Source organism: Streptomyces sp. NPDC006393 (assembly GCF_040628575.1).
Classification (GTDB): Bacteria; Actinomycetota; Actinomycetes; order Streptomycetales; family Streptomycetaceae; genus Streptomyces.
The window spans coordinates 1-16,077 of sequence record NZ_JBEXZD010000149.1; the positions used below are offsets into that span (position 1 = coordinate 1).

15 protein-coding genes and 1 pseudogene are annotated in these 16,077 nt (G+C 72.7%); 4 read left to right on the plus strand and 12 right to left on the minus strand.

Annotated elements, in window-relative coordinates; translation table 11 throughout:
- Positions 1–174: pseudogene (locus ABZ484_RS35645) on the plus strand (MFS transporter); the annotation flags it as partial.
- Between the two features lie 54 nt (positions 175–228).
- Here the strand turns inward: ABZ484_RS35645 and ABZ484_RS35650 are convergent.
- Positions 229–681: a cyclic nucleotide-binding domain-containing protein gene (locus ABZ484_RS35650; protein ID WP_030181218.1), complete on the minus strand. Its 453-nt coding sequence runs from the start codon at positions 679–681 to the stop codon at positions 229–231.
- A gap of 422 nt (positions 682–1,103) precedes the next feature.
- Complete coding sequence (locus tag ABZ484_RS35655) at positions 1,104–1,325, minus strand: 3-deoxy-D-manno-octulosonic acid transferase (RefSeq protein ID WP_358870114.1); 222 nt, start codon at positions 1,323–1,325, stop codon at positions 1,104–1,106.
- Positions 1,326–1,605: 280 nt separating this feature from the next.
- Between ABZ484_RS35655 and ABZ484_RS35660 the strand changes: the two genes are divergently transcribed.
- Complete coding sequence (locus tag ABZ484_RS35660; RefSeq protein WP_358870115.1) at positions 1,606–2,052, plus strand: ATP-binding protein; 447 nt, start codon at positions 1,606–1,608, stop codon at positions 2,050–2,052.
- Positions 2,053–2,340: 288 nt separating this feature from the next.
- On the plus strand, positions 2,341–3,204 hold the full coding sequence (locus ABZ484_RS35665) for a SigB/SigF/SigG family RNA polymerase sigma factor (protein ID WP_358870116.1): 864 nt from the start codon (positions 2,341–2,343) through the stop codon (positions 3,202–3,204).
- Between the two features lie 35 nt (positions 3,205–3,239).
- On the opposite strand, the gene ABZ484_RS35670 is transcribed toward ABZ484_RS35665, so the two are convergent.
- The 6 genes from ABZ484_RS35670 to ABZ484_RS35695 form a co-directional block, all read right to left on the minus strand.
- Entirely contained in the window at positions 3,240–3,680 is a 441-nt protein-coding gene (locus tag ABZ484_RS35670; RefSeq protein WP_358870117.1) for a hypothetical protein, read from the minus strand.
- Between the two features lie 49 nt (positions 3,681–3,729).
- Positions 3,730–5,919, minus strand: a complete 2,190-nt coding sequence (locus ABZ484_RS35675; RefSeq protein WP_358870127.1) for an FUSC family protein — start codon at positions 5,917–5,919, stop codon at positions 3,730–3,732.
- A 181-nt stretch (positions 5,920–6,100) separates the two neighbouring features.
- Entirely contained in the window at positions 6,101–7,474 is a 1,374-nt protein-coding gene (locus tag ABZ484_RS35680) for an NAD(P)/FAD-dependent oxidoreductase (protein WP_358870118.1), read from the minus strand.
- 80 nt (positions 7,475–7,554) lie between these two features.
- Entirely contained in the window at positions 7,555–7,974 is a 420-nt protein-coding gene (locus ABZ484_RS35685) for an STAS domain-containing protein (RefSeq protein ID WP_358870119.1), read from the minus strand.
- A gap of 120 nt (positions 7,975–8,094) precedes the next feature.
- Positions 8,095–8,529 (minus strand): ATP-binding protein, encoded by a 435-nt coding sequence (locus ABZ484_RS35690; protein ID WP_358870120.1) that lies wholly within the window; start codon positions 8,527–8,529, stop codon positions 8,095–8,097.
- Between the two features lie 118 nt (positions 8,530–8,647).
- Positions 8,648–10,555, minus strand: coding sequence for an AMP-dependent synthetase/ligase (locus ABZ484_RS35695; protein ID WP_358870121.1), 1,908 nt, complete (start codon positions 10,553–10,555; stop codon positions 8,648–8,650).
- A 151-nt stretch (positions 10,556–10,706) separates the two neighbouring features.
- Between ABZ484_RS35695 and ABZ484_RS35700 the strand changes: the two genes are divergently transcribed.
- Entirely contained in the window at positions 10,707–10,940 is a 234-nt protein-coding gene (locus ABZ484_RS35700) for a DUF6480 family protein (RefSeq protein ID WP_358870122.1), read from the plus strand.
- A gap of 1 nt (position 10,941) precedes the next feature.
- On the opposite strand, the gene ABZ484_RS35705 is transcribed toward ABZ484_RS35700, so the two are convergent.
- The 4 genes from ABZ484_RS35705 to ABZ484_RS35720 form a co-directional block, all read right to left on the minus strand.
- Positions 10,942–12,030 carry a glutamate--cysteine ligase gene (locus ABZ484_RS35705; protein WP_358870123.1) on the minus strand — a complete coding sequence of 363 codons (1,089 nt, stop codon included), beginning with the start codon at positions 12,028–12,030 and terminating at the stop codon, positions 10,942–10,944.
- A 136-nt stretch (positions 12,031–12,166) separates the two neighbouring features.
- The gene (glgB, locus tag ABZ484_RS35710; RefSeq protein ID WP_358870124.1) at positions 12,167–14,401 is read right to left on the minus strand and encodes a 1,4-alpha-glucan branching enzyme; all 2,235 of its coding nucleotides are present in this window, start codon (positions 14,399–14,401) and stop codon (positions 12,167–12,169) included.
- 4 nt (positions 14,402–14,405) lie between these two features.
- Entirely contained in the window at positions 14,406–15,794 is a 1,389-nt protein-coding gene (locus ABZ484_RS35715) for a maltokinase (RefSeq protein ID WP_358870125.1), read from the minus strand.
- 31 nt (positions 15,795–15,825) lie between these two features.
- Positions 15,826–16,077, minus strand: a 252-nt coding sequence (locus tag ABZ484_RS35720) for an alpha-glucosidase C-terminal domain-containing protein (protein ID WP_358870126.1), incomplete at its 5' end; no start/stop codon positions are given.

A 16,077-nucleotide genomic window follows, 5' to 3' on the forward strand; every position in this document is an offset into this window, starting at 1 on the left:
GGCGTCTTCACGGTCGTGGTGGCGGGCGGCCCGCGCCTGGCCGACGTGCTGCACGGCACGGCCGGCTCGGCCTTCGGCCCGCGCGCCGCCGTCGCGGGCGGCGGCCTGCTGGTCGTCGCCCTGATGCTGGTCCTGGCGGCCGCCGTACCGGCGCTGCGCCGCTACCGCGTCTGAGCCCGACGGGCCTCGCCGACCGGCGTCAGTGACGCCCGTGTTCGATGCGACCGGCTAGAGACCGCGCCGGGGGATCGTGTACTGCTCCAGCAGCCTTCCCCGGGTCGTCTCCAGCCGGTTGGCGAGGACCTCGGCGACGGTCCGCACCAGCGACAGTCCGAGCAGCGGGTCCTCCACGCTCAGTGCCAGCACGGCCGGCCCGTCGAACTCGTAGGCGCGCACCGGGCTGAATGCCTCGGCCCCGAAGTCCCACTCGTACGGCGGGAACAGCCAGGACCAGCCCAGCAGGTCGCCCGCGCCCAGACTCGCCACGGTCACCCGTCGAAGGGCGGTGACCTGCTGGTCGAGGTGGACGGCGCCGGAGCGGATGACCCAGAATCGGTCGGCCGTGCCACCCGCCTCGAAGATCCTGGTGTCCTCGGGGAAGGAGACCTCCTTCGCCAGCTCCATCAGGCGTTCGCGCTGCTTGTACGGGAGGGCGGTGAGCAGTTTTATCGCTTTGGTCATGACCGGAGGCTCCTCGCCGGCGTTCGCGGTTCCGCGCATGTGCCTAAGCCCATTTCAGCCGCTGCGGGCGCCCCGGGCACCTCGGCGGACGCGGTTTCGGCCGGCGGGGCGCCGGGTGCGGCGTCGCGCGGGCATGAAAAAGCCCTGGCTGGACGGGGGAAGCCAGCCAGGGCCGTATGCGGCGGTGTACGGAGGACGGTTCGAGTCGACCCCGTCACCGCGTATGGATGAACCGTAAACCATCTCGGGGTGGTTCACGCAGCCGAAACCGGCTCACGTGACCGGATTCACTCGCTCGGCAGTCGTGACACGTGTATCCACCGGGCCCGCTGCGCGGGCGGCAGAGCCGGCCCACCACGGGTCCTCCCGCGATGCGCCCTCCACGCGATGGGCCCTCGACGCGGCGGCCAGGTGTCCGGGCGTCAGCACTCCTGCTCGTGTCTGCCCGGAGTGAGGATCTCGTCCAGCACCCTCAGCACGGTCTCGTACGACAGCACGCGCACGGCTGCCTCGCGCGCCCCGTCCGGATCGGTCGGCCCGAGCCTGTCGCGGCGGGCGCGCCACCGGTGCTCCTCCCGCTCCGCACAGCGCCTGGCGCGCTGCATGCGCCGCAGCAGCTCGTCTGAGTCCACGACTTCGGTCATGCCGTTCCCATACCCGCGCGAGGGCACCCCGATGGCTCTCGCGCGGCGCCCGTTGGCTCTCGCGCGGCGCCCGTTGGCTCTCGCGCGCCGCCCGCTCGCCGGGAGCCCCGGATGTTTGGCGCAGCCCGGAGAGGCTAGCCGAACAAAAGAGGCCCGCGCAGCCGCACGGCGCGAGGCCCTCGACCCGCTGAGGGGTCGGCGACCGGTCCGGCCTTGTTTCTTCATCGTCCGGGGAGTTCACCATCCCGTCCGGGGAGTTCACCATCCAGGGAGCGAGGAGATGTGCGAGAAGCACAGGACAACCCGCGCCGTCGCACCGAGGTCCGCCGCGGACCGGACCGGACGGCAGCCGAGGCCGTGCAGGCCGGCCGACGTCCGCCGCGCGGTGGAACGCGCGATCAGCGAGTGCTGCCGGGCCGGCCGGCCGTGCGACGCGCACGCCGTCTCCGACGCCCAGCTCGTCGCCTCCGAGCTCACGACCAACGCCATCCTGCACGGCGGCGGCGTGACCGACTTCCACGTGGACGTGGTCGGACGGAACGTACGCGTCTGCGTCAGCGACCGCAGCGACCGGCTCCCGGTGGTCCAGCCGCCCGTGGACGGGCAGGGCCGGCGCCGCGTGGGCGGCCGTGGCTGGCCGATCGTGTGCCGTCTGGCGCGCGACGTGCAGGTCTGCGACCTGCCCTCCGGCGGCAAGTGCATCAGCGTGGTGGTGCCGCTGATCTGATCCGGTCCGACGCGGCTCGTGCGAACCCGCCCGAACCGGTAGCTCCCCCGCACCCGTCCGAACCAGTCGACCCGATCCGGTCCGACACGGCGCCTCAGCGCGGTGCCCGCCGCGAAGCGGCACCGAATGCGGCGTTTGTTCCTCCCACTCCAGGGCAGACGAAACCTCGTGCTTCGGACCGGAGGCGCGCCAGCGGGGGCGGTACGCCCGGCCCGGAGGCCTCCAGGTCACCCGGACAACGTCCCCCTTCCGCGGTCATTACCTGAAATCGTTCAGGAGCGATTCCGCATGCTCATTGATACGTCGACAAACCGTCACGGCGTCCCCGAAGACCATGCCGCTCCCGCCCGGCGGCCCCACGACGACGCACCCGACACAGCAGCCCTCTTCCGCCGCCTCGCCGCACTGGAGGACGGTCCCGAACGCGACTCGGCCCGCGACGCACTCGTGACCGCGTGGCTGCCCATGGCCCACCGCATCGCGGGCCGCTTCCGCGACCGCGGGGAGTCGATCGAGGACCTGCGGCAGGTCGCGGCGCTGGGCCTGGTCAAGGCCATCGACCGGTTCGACCCGGACCGCGGTGCCTTCGAGAGCTACGCCGTGCCCACCATCACCGGTGAGGTCAAGCGGCACTTCCGGGACCGGATGTGGGCCCTGAGGGTGCCCCGCCGCGTGCAGGAACTGCGCAACAAGGTGCGGGTGGCCCGCCGTGAACTCACCCAGAACCCCGGCAGCCCCGAACCCTCGGTCGCCGCCATCGCCGCCCACACCGGACTGACGGAGGAGGAGGTCGGCACCGGGATGGAAGCGCTGGAGAGCTTCAGCACGCTCTCCCTGGACGCCGAGCTGTCCACCGGCGCCGACGGCTACAGCCTCGCCGACACACTCGGCTCCGCGGACACCTCGTACGACGTCGTCGTCGACCGGGAGTCGGCGAAGGAGGGGCTGCGCCGGCTCCCCGAGCGCGAGCGGGCCATCCTCTACATGCGCTTCTTCGAGGACATGACGCAGAGCCGTATCGCCGACCGGCTGGGCATCTCCCAGATGCACGTCTCCCGGCTCATCAGCCGCAGCTGCGCACGGGTGCGCGACGAGGTACTGGCGGAACGGGCGAACCGGCGAGGCGACGGGTCACGGCCGACGGCGGCCTGAGGGTTCAGAAGTCCGAGGTTCAGAAGTCCGAGGGTTCAGAAGTCCGTGGACAGGCCGCTCGCCTCGGCGATGCCGCGCAGCTCCTCGGTGTCCCGGTGACGATCGCGTATGTAGTCGGCGATCTCGGTCAGGCGCGCCGGGTCCGAGGCGGTCGCCGCGTCGGTGACCACCCGGACCGGGCCGGTCTCCTCGATGTCCAGGACGACCAGCTCGTTGTCCAGCCGGCCGGTGACCGCGGTGGCGATGACCAGGGCGGCCTCGTCCCTGATCTCCTGCGGCAGGCCCTGGGTCTGGGGGCCGTCCAGCGGGAAGTCCGCGGTGGGCACCCCCTGCTCGCCCTGTTCGTGGATGGCCCGCAGGACCGGGGCGACGACGGCGAGCAGGCGTTCGTAGTCCTCTTCGGGCAGCCGGACCCGCAGCAGGTCGAGGTACACCTGCACGGCCCGGTCATCGGGCGGAAGCTCGTCTTCGTTCATCTGCTCCGTGTTCCCCGCCCTGCGCCGGTCAGACGTGACCCGGAAACGTTCAGCGCCGCGGGCTCGGCACCGGGACGCGCAGGGGGCGGGCCAGGCCGACCACCGACTCGTCCAGGCGTTGCAGATGGCGCAGCACCCGGTCGGTGACACGGCCGTAGCGGGGGGTGCCGGGCGTCCCGTCCGCCCCCAGCAGGGAGGCGATGCTCGGGCCTGTCTCGATCGGGGCGGTGGCGCGCTCGTCGGCCACATGGGCGGTGAGCACGGCGATGTTGCCGGTGATGCGACCGCACACCTGACGAAGCCGGGGATCCGCGGCGATCGAGGGGTGGGTGGGCAGCAGTTCGGCGGTCGCGGCCAGCGTGCGGGCGTGGTACGCGCAGGTCTCCAGGAGCGCGAGCAGGTACTGGGCCGTGTTGCGCCGCGCCCGCAGCGGGGTGATCGGGTGCGTCAGCGGCTGCACGGCCGACCGCAGGTCGCCCAGCGCCTGGTCCAGGGCGCGCGCCTGGTCCAGCAGATCCGCCGCCGGCCCGCCGCTGAGCTGGTCGACCGCGGCCTCGGTGACGTCCGCGAGCCGCTCCAGCACGGTGACCAGCAGCTCGTTCGTACGGCGGTCGGTGCGCACCGGCAGCACCACCGCCGCCGCGATGATCCCGCACGCCGCGCCCAGCGCGGTCTCCTCGATGCGCAGCACCAGCACCGCCAGGCTGTAGGTGTGCAGCAGCGTGTACAGCAGGCCCAGTGCCGCGGTGACGAAGAACGACATCAGCGTGTACGACAGCGGCGCCGTGTAGAACATCGCGAACACGAAGAGCAGCACCAGTGCCAGCGCCGTCCAGGTGTGCGGCCCGACCAGTCCGGCCAGGACGATACCCGCCACGACCCCGAGCACCGTGCCCAGCAGCCGGCGGTAGCCCTTGACCAGGATCTCGCCCGTGGACGAGGTGTTGATGAACACGATCCAGCAGGTCAGCACCGCCCAGTACCAGCGCTGGGAGGACAGGAACTCGCCGCCGACGATGGCCAGCGCCGAGCCCAGCGCGACCTGCACGGCCGCCCGTGTGGTGGGCCGCCGCAGCCCCGTCAGGGGCTCTTCCTGTTCCCGCTCGCCCTCCACGGAGCCCGCGATGGAGGCGTTCTCGGCCTCCAGTTCCTCGCGCGAGCGGACCGTGGCGGGTGCGTCGTCGGACTCGTCGTCCGGCGCCACGGCCAGCGCGATCCTCAGTCCCAGCACCGCCCGGGCGGCCTCGCCGATGCCGCGGAAGACGTCCTGCACGGCGGGCGGGGCCGGCGGCAGGTTCTCCTCCTCGCGGTAGCCGAGGAGCCGGTTGCGCACATGGACCATCGCGGTCCCGCCGCCCTCCCCGACGGGCCGCAGCGCGAGCATCCCCAGCGCCCCCAGGTCACGGCGCAGCGTGCCGGTCGCCTCGTCCCGCACCGGCAGCCGGCCGCCCGACGGGACGGGGGCGCCCGGCAGGTGGAGCGTCAGCGTGTCGGCCCGTTCGCTGCTGCGGGCGGTCAGCAGGAGCAGCCCCAGCCGCTCGGCGGCGATCTCGGCGTCCGCGATCCGCCGCTGGAGCAGCCGGGCCACGGACGCGTCGGAGGTGCCCTCCTCCAGCCGACCCTGGATCATCATGGCCGTCTCGTGCAGCCGGGCGGTGCCCTCGCGCACGGCCTCCAGGGCCTTGCCCGCCTCGTCGGGCCCCGCGTCCAGCAGCTCCAGCTGCGCCGACACCAACTGGGCCAGGCGCACCCGGAAGGCCTCGCGCAGCCGTAGCAGAATGCCCGCCGGAGTCTCGTAGACGATCACGAAGCGCACCAGGGCGCTGGCGGCGAACGCGATCGCGACGACGCCGTACAGACTCGGCAGCGTGGCCGCGGTGGCGCCGACGAACAGGGACATGAAGTAGATCTGGAAGCCGATCAGGCCGAGCGCGTTGCCCCGGTCACCGAACCGCCGGCTGTAGACGGCGCAGAAGATCAGGACGACGAAGAAGAGGTCACCGGCCACCACGTGCCGGTTGAGCAGCGCGGCCAGCGACACGGACGCCAGCGCCACGGGCAGGCCCAGGGCGAGGGTGACCGCCTGGCGGGCGCGCTGCTTCTCGCGGATGGCGAAGGTGGCCGCCATGGACGCGATCGCCCCCGCCACCAGATGCGCGACCGGTGCGCGCAGCGCCGTGAGCACGGCCAGCGTCAGCGCGATCGAACCCGCCGTCCGCGAGCCCGCGGCCAGCCTCATGAGCCCCGGATCGGATGCCGTGACGCGATCGCGCAGCCGTGCCCAGACCGACTCCTTCGCCGCACTCACGCCGCCGTACTCTCCCGTTGCCGGTACTGATCCGGATGCCCCCTCGCCACAGCATCGCACGCCCGGCCGCCCGGCCCGGTTCGGATGGGTGCGGGTGCCGGGCCGTGCGGGGTCAGGCGGTCCTGGGACGGGTGCGTTCGATGTGCTCGCGTACCTGCTCATTGGACATGTACGCGTCCGTGTACTCGAAGTCCTTGAGCTTGGCGGGCTTGCGGGCCTGGAAGCCGGTGCGTACGAAGTCGTCGCCGGCGACCGCGTTGAGCATCCAGTTCGTCACGACGCGGGCCTTGGCGACATTGGTGCGCAGCGCCCCCAGGTGGTAGCCGCGGGCCACCACCTGGGCGGGCACCCCGTGCAGCTCGACGCCGAGCGGCTTGGCGACCGCGTCCGCCCCGCCCAGGTCCACCACCAGACCCAGGTCCTTGTGCTCGTACGGCCGCATCGGAAGGCCCCGCATCGTCGCGATGAGGTTCTCGGCGACGCGCTTGCCCTGCCGCATGGCGTGCTGCGCGGTGGGCGGGCACACCGCGCCGTCGCCCGTGGCCAGGTCCGGCACGGCCGCGGAGTCGCCGAGCGCGAACACCCCGTCGTGACCGGGCAGGCACATCTCGGCGGTCACCGCGAGCCGTCCCTTGACCGTCTCCGCACCGAGGGTGGCGATGAGCGGGCTCGCCGCCACCCCCGCGGTCCAGATCAGGGTGTGGGTGGGTACCACCCGGCCGTCGGTGAAGGTGACCTCCTCCGGGGCGGCCTTGGCGATGGACACCCCCAGGGAGATCTCGATGCCCCGCCGGCGCAGGTCCTCCTGGGCGCTGCGGCCCAGCTTCTCGCCCAGCTCCGGCATCAGCCTGGGCGCGATGTCGATCAGATGCCACTTGATCAGTGCCGGATCCAGCCGCGGGTAGCGCTTGACGGCGGCGTGCGTCAGGCGCTGGAGGCAGGCGGCGGTCTCGGTGCCGGCGTACCCGCCGCCGACGACCACGAACTGCAGCCGCGAGGCGCGCTCGGCCGGGTCGTCGCTGGCGTCGGCCAGGTCGAGCTGTGTGATGACGTGGTCCCGGATGTAGGCGGCCTCGGCGAGCGTCTTCATGCCGAAGGCGTTGTCCGTCAGACCGGGGATGTCGAACGTGCGGGTGATGCTTCCGGGGGCCAGCACGATGTAGTCGTACGGCTCGTCGACGATGCGGTCGGTGATGGTGCGGATGACGCACACCTTCGCCTTCAGGTCCACGCCGACGGCCCCGCCCGGGATGATCCGGGTGCGGTACTTCTCGCTGCGGCGCAGCGAGACGGCGATCGACTGGGGCGTCAGCACGCCGGAGGCGACCTGGGGGAGCAGCGGCAGGTAGAGCTGGTAGGCGAACGGCGTCACCAGGGTGACGTCGGCCTCGCGGGGGGCGAGCCTGCGCTCCAGGCGGCGCACGCACCCCACGCCGGCGAAGCCTGCGCCCACCACCAGAATCCTGGGTCGTGTCACGGTGTTCATCCCTTCCTGTCGGGCACCACCATGCCCGTCGAAGGCCGCAACCGCACCAGAAGCGGCCGTACCCGGATGTATTACCCGACTTACCCGGCCTCGTCCCCTGCTTCCCGGTCCTCTTCGGCCAGGGGGAGTCGTTCCCCCTCCCCGTCGACCAGGGCGAGCGCCTCGTCGACGGTCTCCGAGACGGGCACCGTGAGGCTCACCCCGGTCAGGTCGAGCACACGCCGCACGGCCGGGGTCGGGGCGATGATGTGCACACTGCCCGGACGGTCGCGCACCTCCTGGTACACCCGCAGGATGATGTTCATGCCCGAGGAGTCCATGAACGGGACGCCGGTCAGGTCGAGCAGGAAGTGCCGCCGCCCGTGGTGGAGCTGGTTGGCCAGATGGGCCTGGAGCTCGGTCGCGGTGTCGACGTCCAGATAGCCCTGGGCCGTGAGCAGGGCGACGTCCTCCCGGGGCAGGGTGACCTCGACGGACAGCGGGTTCTGGGCAATGGGCACGAAGACCTCCAACGAGTGCTGGCTGCGCACCCGCGTGTACCCCAGGACCGATCTGTCATGCGCGCGCACACGCCGACCGCCGCGGGGGAGTTGGGCCCGAGAGCCCGGGGACGGCCGCGCTCACCACGGCAGGAACACGTGCACGTCCTTCCCGCTGTCGTTGACCACGACGCTGACCTGGTCGCTCAGTGTGTGGATCAGATGCCAGCCGATGCCTCCGCCGCCGCTGCTGGGCCGGAACGGGCGGGGGGCCGGCGGAGTGGTGCTGGTGTCGCTCAGCGTCACATGCACGCCGTCGAAGGTCCGGCGCATGCGCAGCACGAACGGTCCGGGCGCGTACTGCACGGCGTTCGCGGCCAGTTCGGTGACCACCAGCAGGATGTCGTCCCAGTGTTCGGGGGCCGTCGGCAGCGCGGTGCGCGCGAGATCGTCGAGGAACTCCTCCGCGGCGAGGCGCGCACCGGTCACATGGTGCAGCTCACCCGTGAAGTGAGCGGTGCGGCTCGGAATCCCCTCGGTAGCCAGTGTGTCGTCCCCAGGCGGCTCGGTTGCCATCTCGCCTTCCCGGCCCCGCGTGCGCGGAGCTTCGTCGTTCCGTCTTCCCTCCCGTCCGTCCCCCTGTCTAGTTCCCGTGGGTGTGGAGGCTACGCGTCGGCCTGCCGCGGGGCTCGTCTCAGCGGAAGACGTTGTCGGAGTCCTCCCAGTCGGCCGTCGGATCCTCGGCCGGAGGACGGCGCCGGCCGGGGGAGCGGGCCTGGTACATGGCGTCGATCTCGAAGGCGTAGCGCTCCACGATGGCGTCCCGGCGCAGCTTCATCGACGGTGTGAGCAGTCCGCCGGCCACGTCGAAGGGCTCCGGCAGCACCCGGAAGACCCGGATGGACTCCGAACGGGACACGGCGCTGTTGGCGGCCGCCACCGCCCGGCCGACCTCCTCGCGCAGCGCGTTCTCCTCGCGGGCCTCGCGGCCCGGCGCGTCGCCCTGGAGCGAGAGCGCCGCCCGCCAGTGCGCCAGGAACTCCGGGTCCAGGGTGATCAGCGCCCCCACGCACGGCCGGTTGTCGCCCACGACGACCGCCTGGTGGACCAGCGGATGCATTCTCAGGCGCTGCTCCAGCGGGGCCGGGGCCACGCTCTTGCCGCCGCTGGTGATGATGACGTCCTTCTTGCGCCCGGTGATCGTCAGATAGCCCTCCGAGTCCAGGTGCCCGATGTCACCGGTGGCCAGCCAGCCGCCGCGCACCGCGGCCCGGGTGGCGGCCTCGTCTCCCACGTACCCCTGGAACACCGACGGCCCCCGCACGAGGATCTCCCCGTCGTCGGCCACCTGGATCTCGGTGCCCGGCAGGGCCTGGCCGACGGTGCCCGACTTCTCCCGGCCGAGCGGCTGCATGGTGACGCCGCCCGCGGTCTCCGTGAGCCCGTACCCGTCGTGCACGTAGACGCCGATGCCCTCGTAGAACAGGGAGAGTTCCCGGCTGAGCGGGGAACCCCCGGAGGTCGCGCGCCGGACCCTGCCGCCGAGCGCGGCCCGCAGCCGGCGGTACACCGTCCGCTCGTACAGGGCGTGTTGCAGCCGCAGGTCGAACCCGGGGCCCGGGCCCCGGCCGAGCCGCTGCCGCTCCAGCGCCGCCGCGAAGTCCCGCGCCGTCTGGGCCGCCCGTTCGAACAGCGTGCCCCGGCCCGCCTGCTGCGCGGTGCGCAGGAAGTTCTTGTACAGCTTCTCGAAGACGGACGGCACGGCGTAGAAGTACGTCGGCCGGAAGGACCGCAGCGCCGACGCCAGCGCCGCCTCGCCCAGGTCGGGTTCGTGGCCCAGCAGGATCCCGCCGCGGACGCAGATGCCCTGGATCATCAGTCCGTACACATGGGAGAACGGCAGGAACGCGAGGACGGAGGCCTGCTCGCCCGGAGGAGCGGCGGTGTGCCCCCAGCCCGCCAGCAGCGTGTCGCAGGGGCTCGCCAGCGCCCGGTGGCTCAGCGCGCAGCCCAGGGGGCGGCCGGAGGAGCCGGAGGTGTAGGCGATCGCGGCGGTGGCGTCCGGCAGCACGATCCGGCGCAGCGAGTCGACCGTGGTCGGCGGCACCGGCACGCCCCGCGCCACCAACTGCTCCAGGGCCCCCGCGTCCAGCTGCCACACATGCCGCAGCAGGGGCAGCGACGCGCACACGGAGCCGACGGTCATCACACCCTGCTCGTCCTCGACGGCCACGGCCACGCATCCGGCGTCCCGCAGGATCCACTCGACCTGGTCCCGCGAGGAGGTCGGATAGATCGGGACCACCTCCGCCCCGACCGCCCACAGCGCGTAGGCGAGGACCGTCCACTCGTACCGGGTGCGCGCCATGACCGCCACCCGGTGCCCCGGCGCGATCCCGGACGCGACCAGTCCGCGGGCCAGGTCGGACACCTGGTCCCGCAGCTCCACGGCGGTCACCTCCTGCCACTCGGCGGAGCCGGCGGAGGCCCGGCGCGCGAGCACCGGAAGGAGGGGACGCAGCTCGGCGTTCTCGAAGACGCTGTCGGCGAGCCCGCCGGTCAGCGAGGAGACGGCGGACGGAGCGAGGGCGAAGTCGCGCATGCGCTGCTCCTGGTGTGTACGGAGGGTGACTCCGCAGGTGAGTGCCGTTGTCGGCGCGCGTCGAATCTAGCCCAGGTCAGCGCGGCCGGGGACCCGGAACGGCGATGTGGCTGTTTTGTGATCCGGGCCTGTTCGGGGAAACCCGTCGGGCATGAGTTACGTCAATCCAGATCCCGATCCCGAACGGACCACCGGCCTGGAACCCGGGGGTGGGGTCCCGCCGGGCGAGACCCCGCCCGCGGAGAGCAGCATGCCCGAGGCGGGGCCCCGTCAGCCGGACAGCACCTCCAGGGGGTGGGCCAAGGCCCCGCTCGCCGTCATCATCGTCCTCGTGCTGGTGCTCGCCTTCGGCTTCCTGGCCTACGCCCTGGGCCTGATCTTCTGACTCAGGCCTGGGTCTGGCGCACGCACGCGGTGACGACGTCCCCCAGGTTCCCCGTCCGCTCCATCACCTCGCGCTGGACCCGGGCACCGTTGCCGCGCCGCAGCAACCGCCGGGTGGCCTCGCGGGCCCGGTCCAGGTCGCCGCTGCCGGCGAGCGCGTCGCCGACGTGGTCCAGCAGCGCCCGCACCACCGCCTCCGCCGGCAGCCGCCGCATGGTCAGCGGATGCAGCAGCTCCCGTGCCAGCCCCGCGCGGGCCGACTGCCACGCGGCCAGCCGCAGCAGGCTCACACTGTGGTCCACCGGCGCGCGGCCCGCCCGCCACTCCCGGGCGGCGGTCTCCACCAGGGCGCGGGCGAGGGCCGCGACGAGCTGGGCGGTGTCGGCGTGCAGACACACGTCCGCGACCCGGATCTCCACCGTCGGATACCGCTCGGACAGCCGCGCGTCGAAGTAGGCCATCTTCTCGTCGAGGATGACGCCGGTGGCCACCATGTCCGCCACCCGCCGGTGGTAGCGCTCGGCCGACCCGAACAGCTCGGTCGGCCCGGCCGACGGCCAGCGGTCCCACACCCGGCTGCGGTAGCTGTCGTAGCGGGTGTCCTCGCCCTGCCAGAACGGGGAGTTGGCGCTGATCGCCAGCAGCACCGGCAGCCACGGCCGGATCCGGTCCACGACCGCGACGCCCTCCTCGTCCGACTCCACGGCCACATGCACATGCATGCCGCAGACGAGCTGTTCGCGGGTGGCGATGGCGTACTGCTCGGCCAGCCACTGGTAGCGGCGGTTGATGCTGATGGTGGGACTGACCGGCAGCGGGGAGGTGGCCAGCGCGGCGACCGCGCAGCCGATCTCCCCGGCGTGCCGGGCGGCCTCCTTGCGGCAGCGCACGATCTCCGCGCCGAGTTCCGCCATGTCCGTCTGCGGATGCGTGGCGAACTCCAGCATCTGGCCGTACAGCTCCTTCTCGAACACGTCCTGGCCCGCGTCGGCCGCCTCCGCGTGCGCCAGCACCGCCGCCGACAGGGCCCTCGGTTCACCGCTGTCCGGGGCGACCAGGAGAAGTTCCTCCTCCACTCCGACGGTCCGCACCTCTCGCCGCCTTTCCGTCCTCGCACCCCGACACCGGCCGGGCGGCCGGGTCGTAGGACCCGGCTGCCCAGGGACGGCCCCCGGACACATGGCGCGCGCCACCCGCGTCCGTTCCGGCCCGGGGGCGCGGGCGCGCTCAGGCGGGATACGGCGTCAGCCAGACCGTGGCCAGCGGCGGCAGCGTGAGCCGGATGTGCCCGTCCTCCGGCTTGACCGGGTCGGGGTTGGTGACGTCGCTGCCGCCGTAGCGAGCGGCGTCGGTGTTGAGGACCTCGCACCAGGCGGTGACGTCACCGGGCACGTCCAGGCGGTAGTCGTGGCGCACGACCGGCGAGAAGTTCGACACCGCCAGCAGCGGGGCGCCCTGGGCGTCGTGGCGCAGGAAGGCGTAGACGTTGTCGTCGGCGTTGTCCACCGCCACCCAGCGGAAGCCCTCCGGCCGGGTGTCGCGCTGCCACAGGGCCGGCGTGGCCCGGTAGAGCGTGTTCAGGTCGCGCACCAGGTCCCGCACGCCGCGGTGGTCGCCCGCCGCGCAGTAGCCGTCGTCGAGCAGCCACCACTCCGGCCCGTGCTCCTCGGAGAACTCGCCGCCCTGCGCGAACTCCTGCCCCATGAACAGCAGTTGTTTGCCCGGGTGGGCCCACATGAAGCCGAGGTACGCGCGGTGGTCGGCCCGGCGCTGCCACCAGTCGCCGGGCATCTTCGACACCAGCGCCTGCTTGCCGTGCACCACCTCGTCGTGCGAGATCGGCAGCACGTAGTTCTCGCTGTAGGCGTACACCATCGAGAACGTCATCTCGTGGTGGTGGTACTTGCGGTGCACCGGCTCCTTGCTCATGTACTGGAGGGAGTCGTGCATCCAGCCCATGTTCCACTTCAGCCCGAAGCCCAGCCCCCCGCAGTCGGTCGGCGCGGTCACCCCGCCCCAGGCGGTGGACTCCTCGGCGATGGTCACCACCCCCGGGGCCCGCCGGTAGACGGTGGCGTTCATCTCCTGGAGGAACGCCATCGCGTCCAGGTCCTCGCGGCCGCCGTACGCGTTGGGCGTCCACTGGCCGGAGTCGCGCGAGTAGTCCAGGTAGAGCATGGAGGCCACCGCGTCCACGCGCAGCCCGTCGATGTGGAACTCCTCGCACCAGTAGACGGCGTTCGCGACCAGGAAGTTGCGCACCTCGGTGCGGGCGTAGTCGAACTCGTACGTCCCCCAGTCGGGGTGCTCGGCGCGCTGCGCGTTCCCCGGCTCGTACAGCGGGTCCCCGTCGAAGCGGGCCAGCGCCCAGTCGTCCTTCGGGAAGTGCGCCGGAACCCAGTCCATGATCACGCCGATCCCGGCCCGGTGGCAGGCGTCCACGAAGTACCGGAAGTCGTCCGGGGAGCCCAGCCTGGAGGTCGGGGCGTAGTAGGAGGTCACCTGGTACCCCCAGGAGCCGCCGAAGGGATGCTCGGCGACCGGCATCAGCTCCACATGGGTGAAGCCCAGGTCCTTCACGTACGCCGGGAGCTGCTCGGCCAGTTCCCGGTAGCCCAGCCCCTTCCGCCAGGACGGCAGGTGCACCTCGTACACCGAGAAGGGCGCCTCGTGCACCGGTGTGTCCCCGCGGTGGGCCATCCACTTGGCGTCGCCCCACTCATGGTGCGAGGCGGTCACGATCGAGGCGGTGTCCGGCGGCACCTCCGTGCGCCGGGCCATCGGGTCGGCCTTGAGGAACCGGCCGCCGTACTGCGAGGTGATCTCGAACTTGTACCGCGTGCCCTCGCCGACGCCCGGCAGGAACAGCTCCCACACGCCCGCCGCGCCCAGGGAGCGCATCGGGAACGTGGTCCCGTCCCAGTAGGTGAAGTCCGCGGCCACCCGGACACCCCGGGCGTTCGGCGCCCACACCGTGAAGCGGGTGCCGGTCACGCCCTGGTGGGTCATCGGCTCCGCGCCCAGCGCCTTCCACAGCTGCTCGTGCCGGCCCTCCCGGATCAGGTGCAGGTCGAGCTCGCCGAGGGCGGGCAGGAAGCGGTAGGGGTCGTGGACCTCGTACTCGTCCTGCCCGTAGGCGACCACCAGCGTGTACGCGGGGATCTCGGCCGGCGGCAGCACGGCCGAGAACAGGCCGTCGCCCTCGGAGACGAGCGGCACGCGCTCGCCGTCGGCCACCACGCTCACCGCGTCGGCGAACGGACGCAGCGCCCGGATGGCGATCCCGCCCGGCACCGGATGCGCGCCGAGCAGCGCGTGCGGATCGTGATGGGCGCCGGACAGCAGGCGCTCACGGTCGGCGGGGTCCAGGGGCGGGGCCGCCTGGGTCCGGATCCGGGTCCGTGCCGCAGCGGGCGGGACGGGGCCGGACGGCTCGGGAAGTGACGTGTCGCGCAGTGCCACCGGTTCAGCCTCCTCTCACGGCGAGACGTTCGATCGCCGCCATCGGTACGGCGAGCCAGTCGGGGCGGTGCCGGGCCTCGTACAGCACTTCGTACACGGCACGGTCCGTCTCGTAGGCCCGCAGCAGGGCGTGTTTCTTACGGGGATCCCAGCCGGCGCGGGAGGCATAGCCGGCGCAGTACGCCTCCCGGCAGCGGCGCGCCCACTCCGGCCGCCACGGGCGGCGCTGGCGGGCGGCGTAATCGAAGGAGCGCAGCATCCCGGCGACGTCCCGCACCGGGGACTCGGGGAGGCGGCGCTCGGCGAGCGGACGGGACGGCTCGCCCTCGAAGTCGATGACGAACCACTCGCGTCCGGCCCGCAGCACCTGCCCCAGGTGCAGATCGCCGTGGACGCGCTGGGCGGGCGGCCCGGCGTCGCAACTGACCAGCGCGGCGAACGCGGTCCGCAGCCGCGCCGCGTACGGCCTCAGCGCGGCCACACTGTGCGCCGCCGCCTCCAGCCGCTCGGCCATCGCGGTCGCCGTCCGGGCGACCTCCCGGTGCCCGCTGGTGGGGAAGGCCTCGGCCAGCGCCAGGTGCACCTCCGCCGTGGCCTGACCCAGCTGGTGCGCCTGGGCGGTGAAGTCGTCGCCGGTGGCCAGCGCCCGCAGCGCCAGCGTCCAGCCGTCGGCCGCGTCCGGCAGGAACGGCTGGAGCACGCCGAGGGTGGCCTCCTCCGGCTGGGTGGTACGCAGCCAGGCCACCGGGGCGGGGACCCGGCTGCACCCCTGGCGGGCCAGGGCCCACGGCACCTCCAGGTCCGGGTTGACGCCCGGCTGGATCCGGCGGAAGACCTTCAGGATGAACTCGTCGCCGTACACGATCGAGGAGTTGGACTGCTCGGCGTCCAGCAGCCGCGGCACCAGCCCGCCGGGGATCAGCACGGACGGATCGACCTCGAAGCGCAGCGGGCCCGATGTGCCGGGGTGGCGCAGCCGCTCCAGCAGCAGCTGCGCCGAGCGCGGGTCGCACAGCGCGTCGTAGACCGCCAGCCCGGCCAGCGGCCCCTCCTGCGGCCGGCCGATGAGGGCCCGGTGCAGGCGCGGGGCCAGCTGCTCCCGCACGCCGAGCAGCAGCTGGTAGCAGTCGGCGGGCGGTGGCGCCGTCGTGCCGGCCGGGGCGGGGACACCGCCGTGGCCGGTGGCGACGCCGGCGTGTTCGGCCTGGACCAGCAGGTGCAGACAGCCCGGGAACAGCTCGGTCATCGACAGCAGCCGCAGATCGGTGACGGGCCGGTCCTTGCCGGCGAACCAGCGCTGGCGCGGCAGCCATTCGCGCAGCAGCGACCCGAGCGAGGCCATGGGCCCGGCCAGGCCCGCGGTGCTCGGTTGCAGGGATGCGGTCTTCGGCATGGTCACGCCTCCTCCTCTCTCGGCCGCAGGCTCAGACGCGTCGGCCGATCCGGGATGCGACCTTGGTGAGCCGGAACCAGTAGAAGCCGTGTCCCGCCAGGGTCAGCAGATAGGGGAGTTCACCGATGGCCGGGAAGCGGACCCCGCCGATGAGCTCGACCGGGTGACGTCCGTCGAAGGCGCGCAGATCCAGTTCGGTGGGCTGGGCGAAGCGCGAGAAGTTGTGCACGCACAGCACCAGGTCGTCCTCGTACTCGCGCAGGAACGCGATGACCGCGGGGTT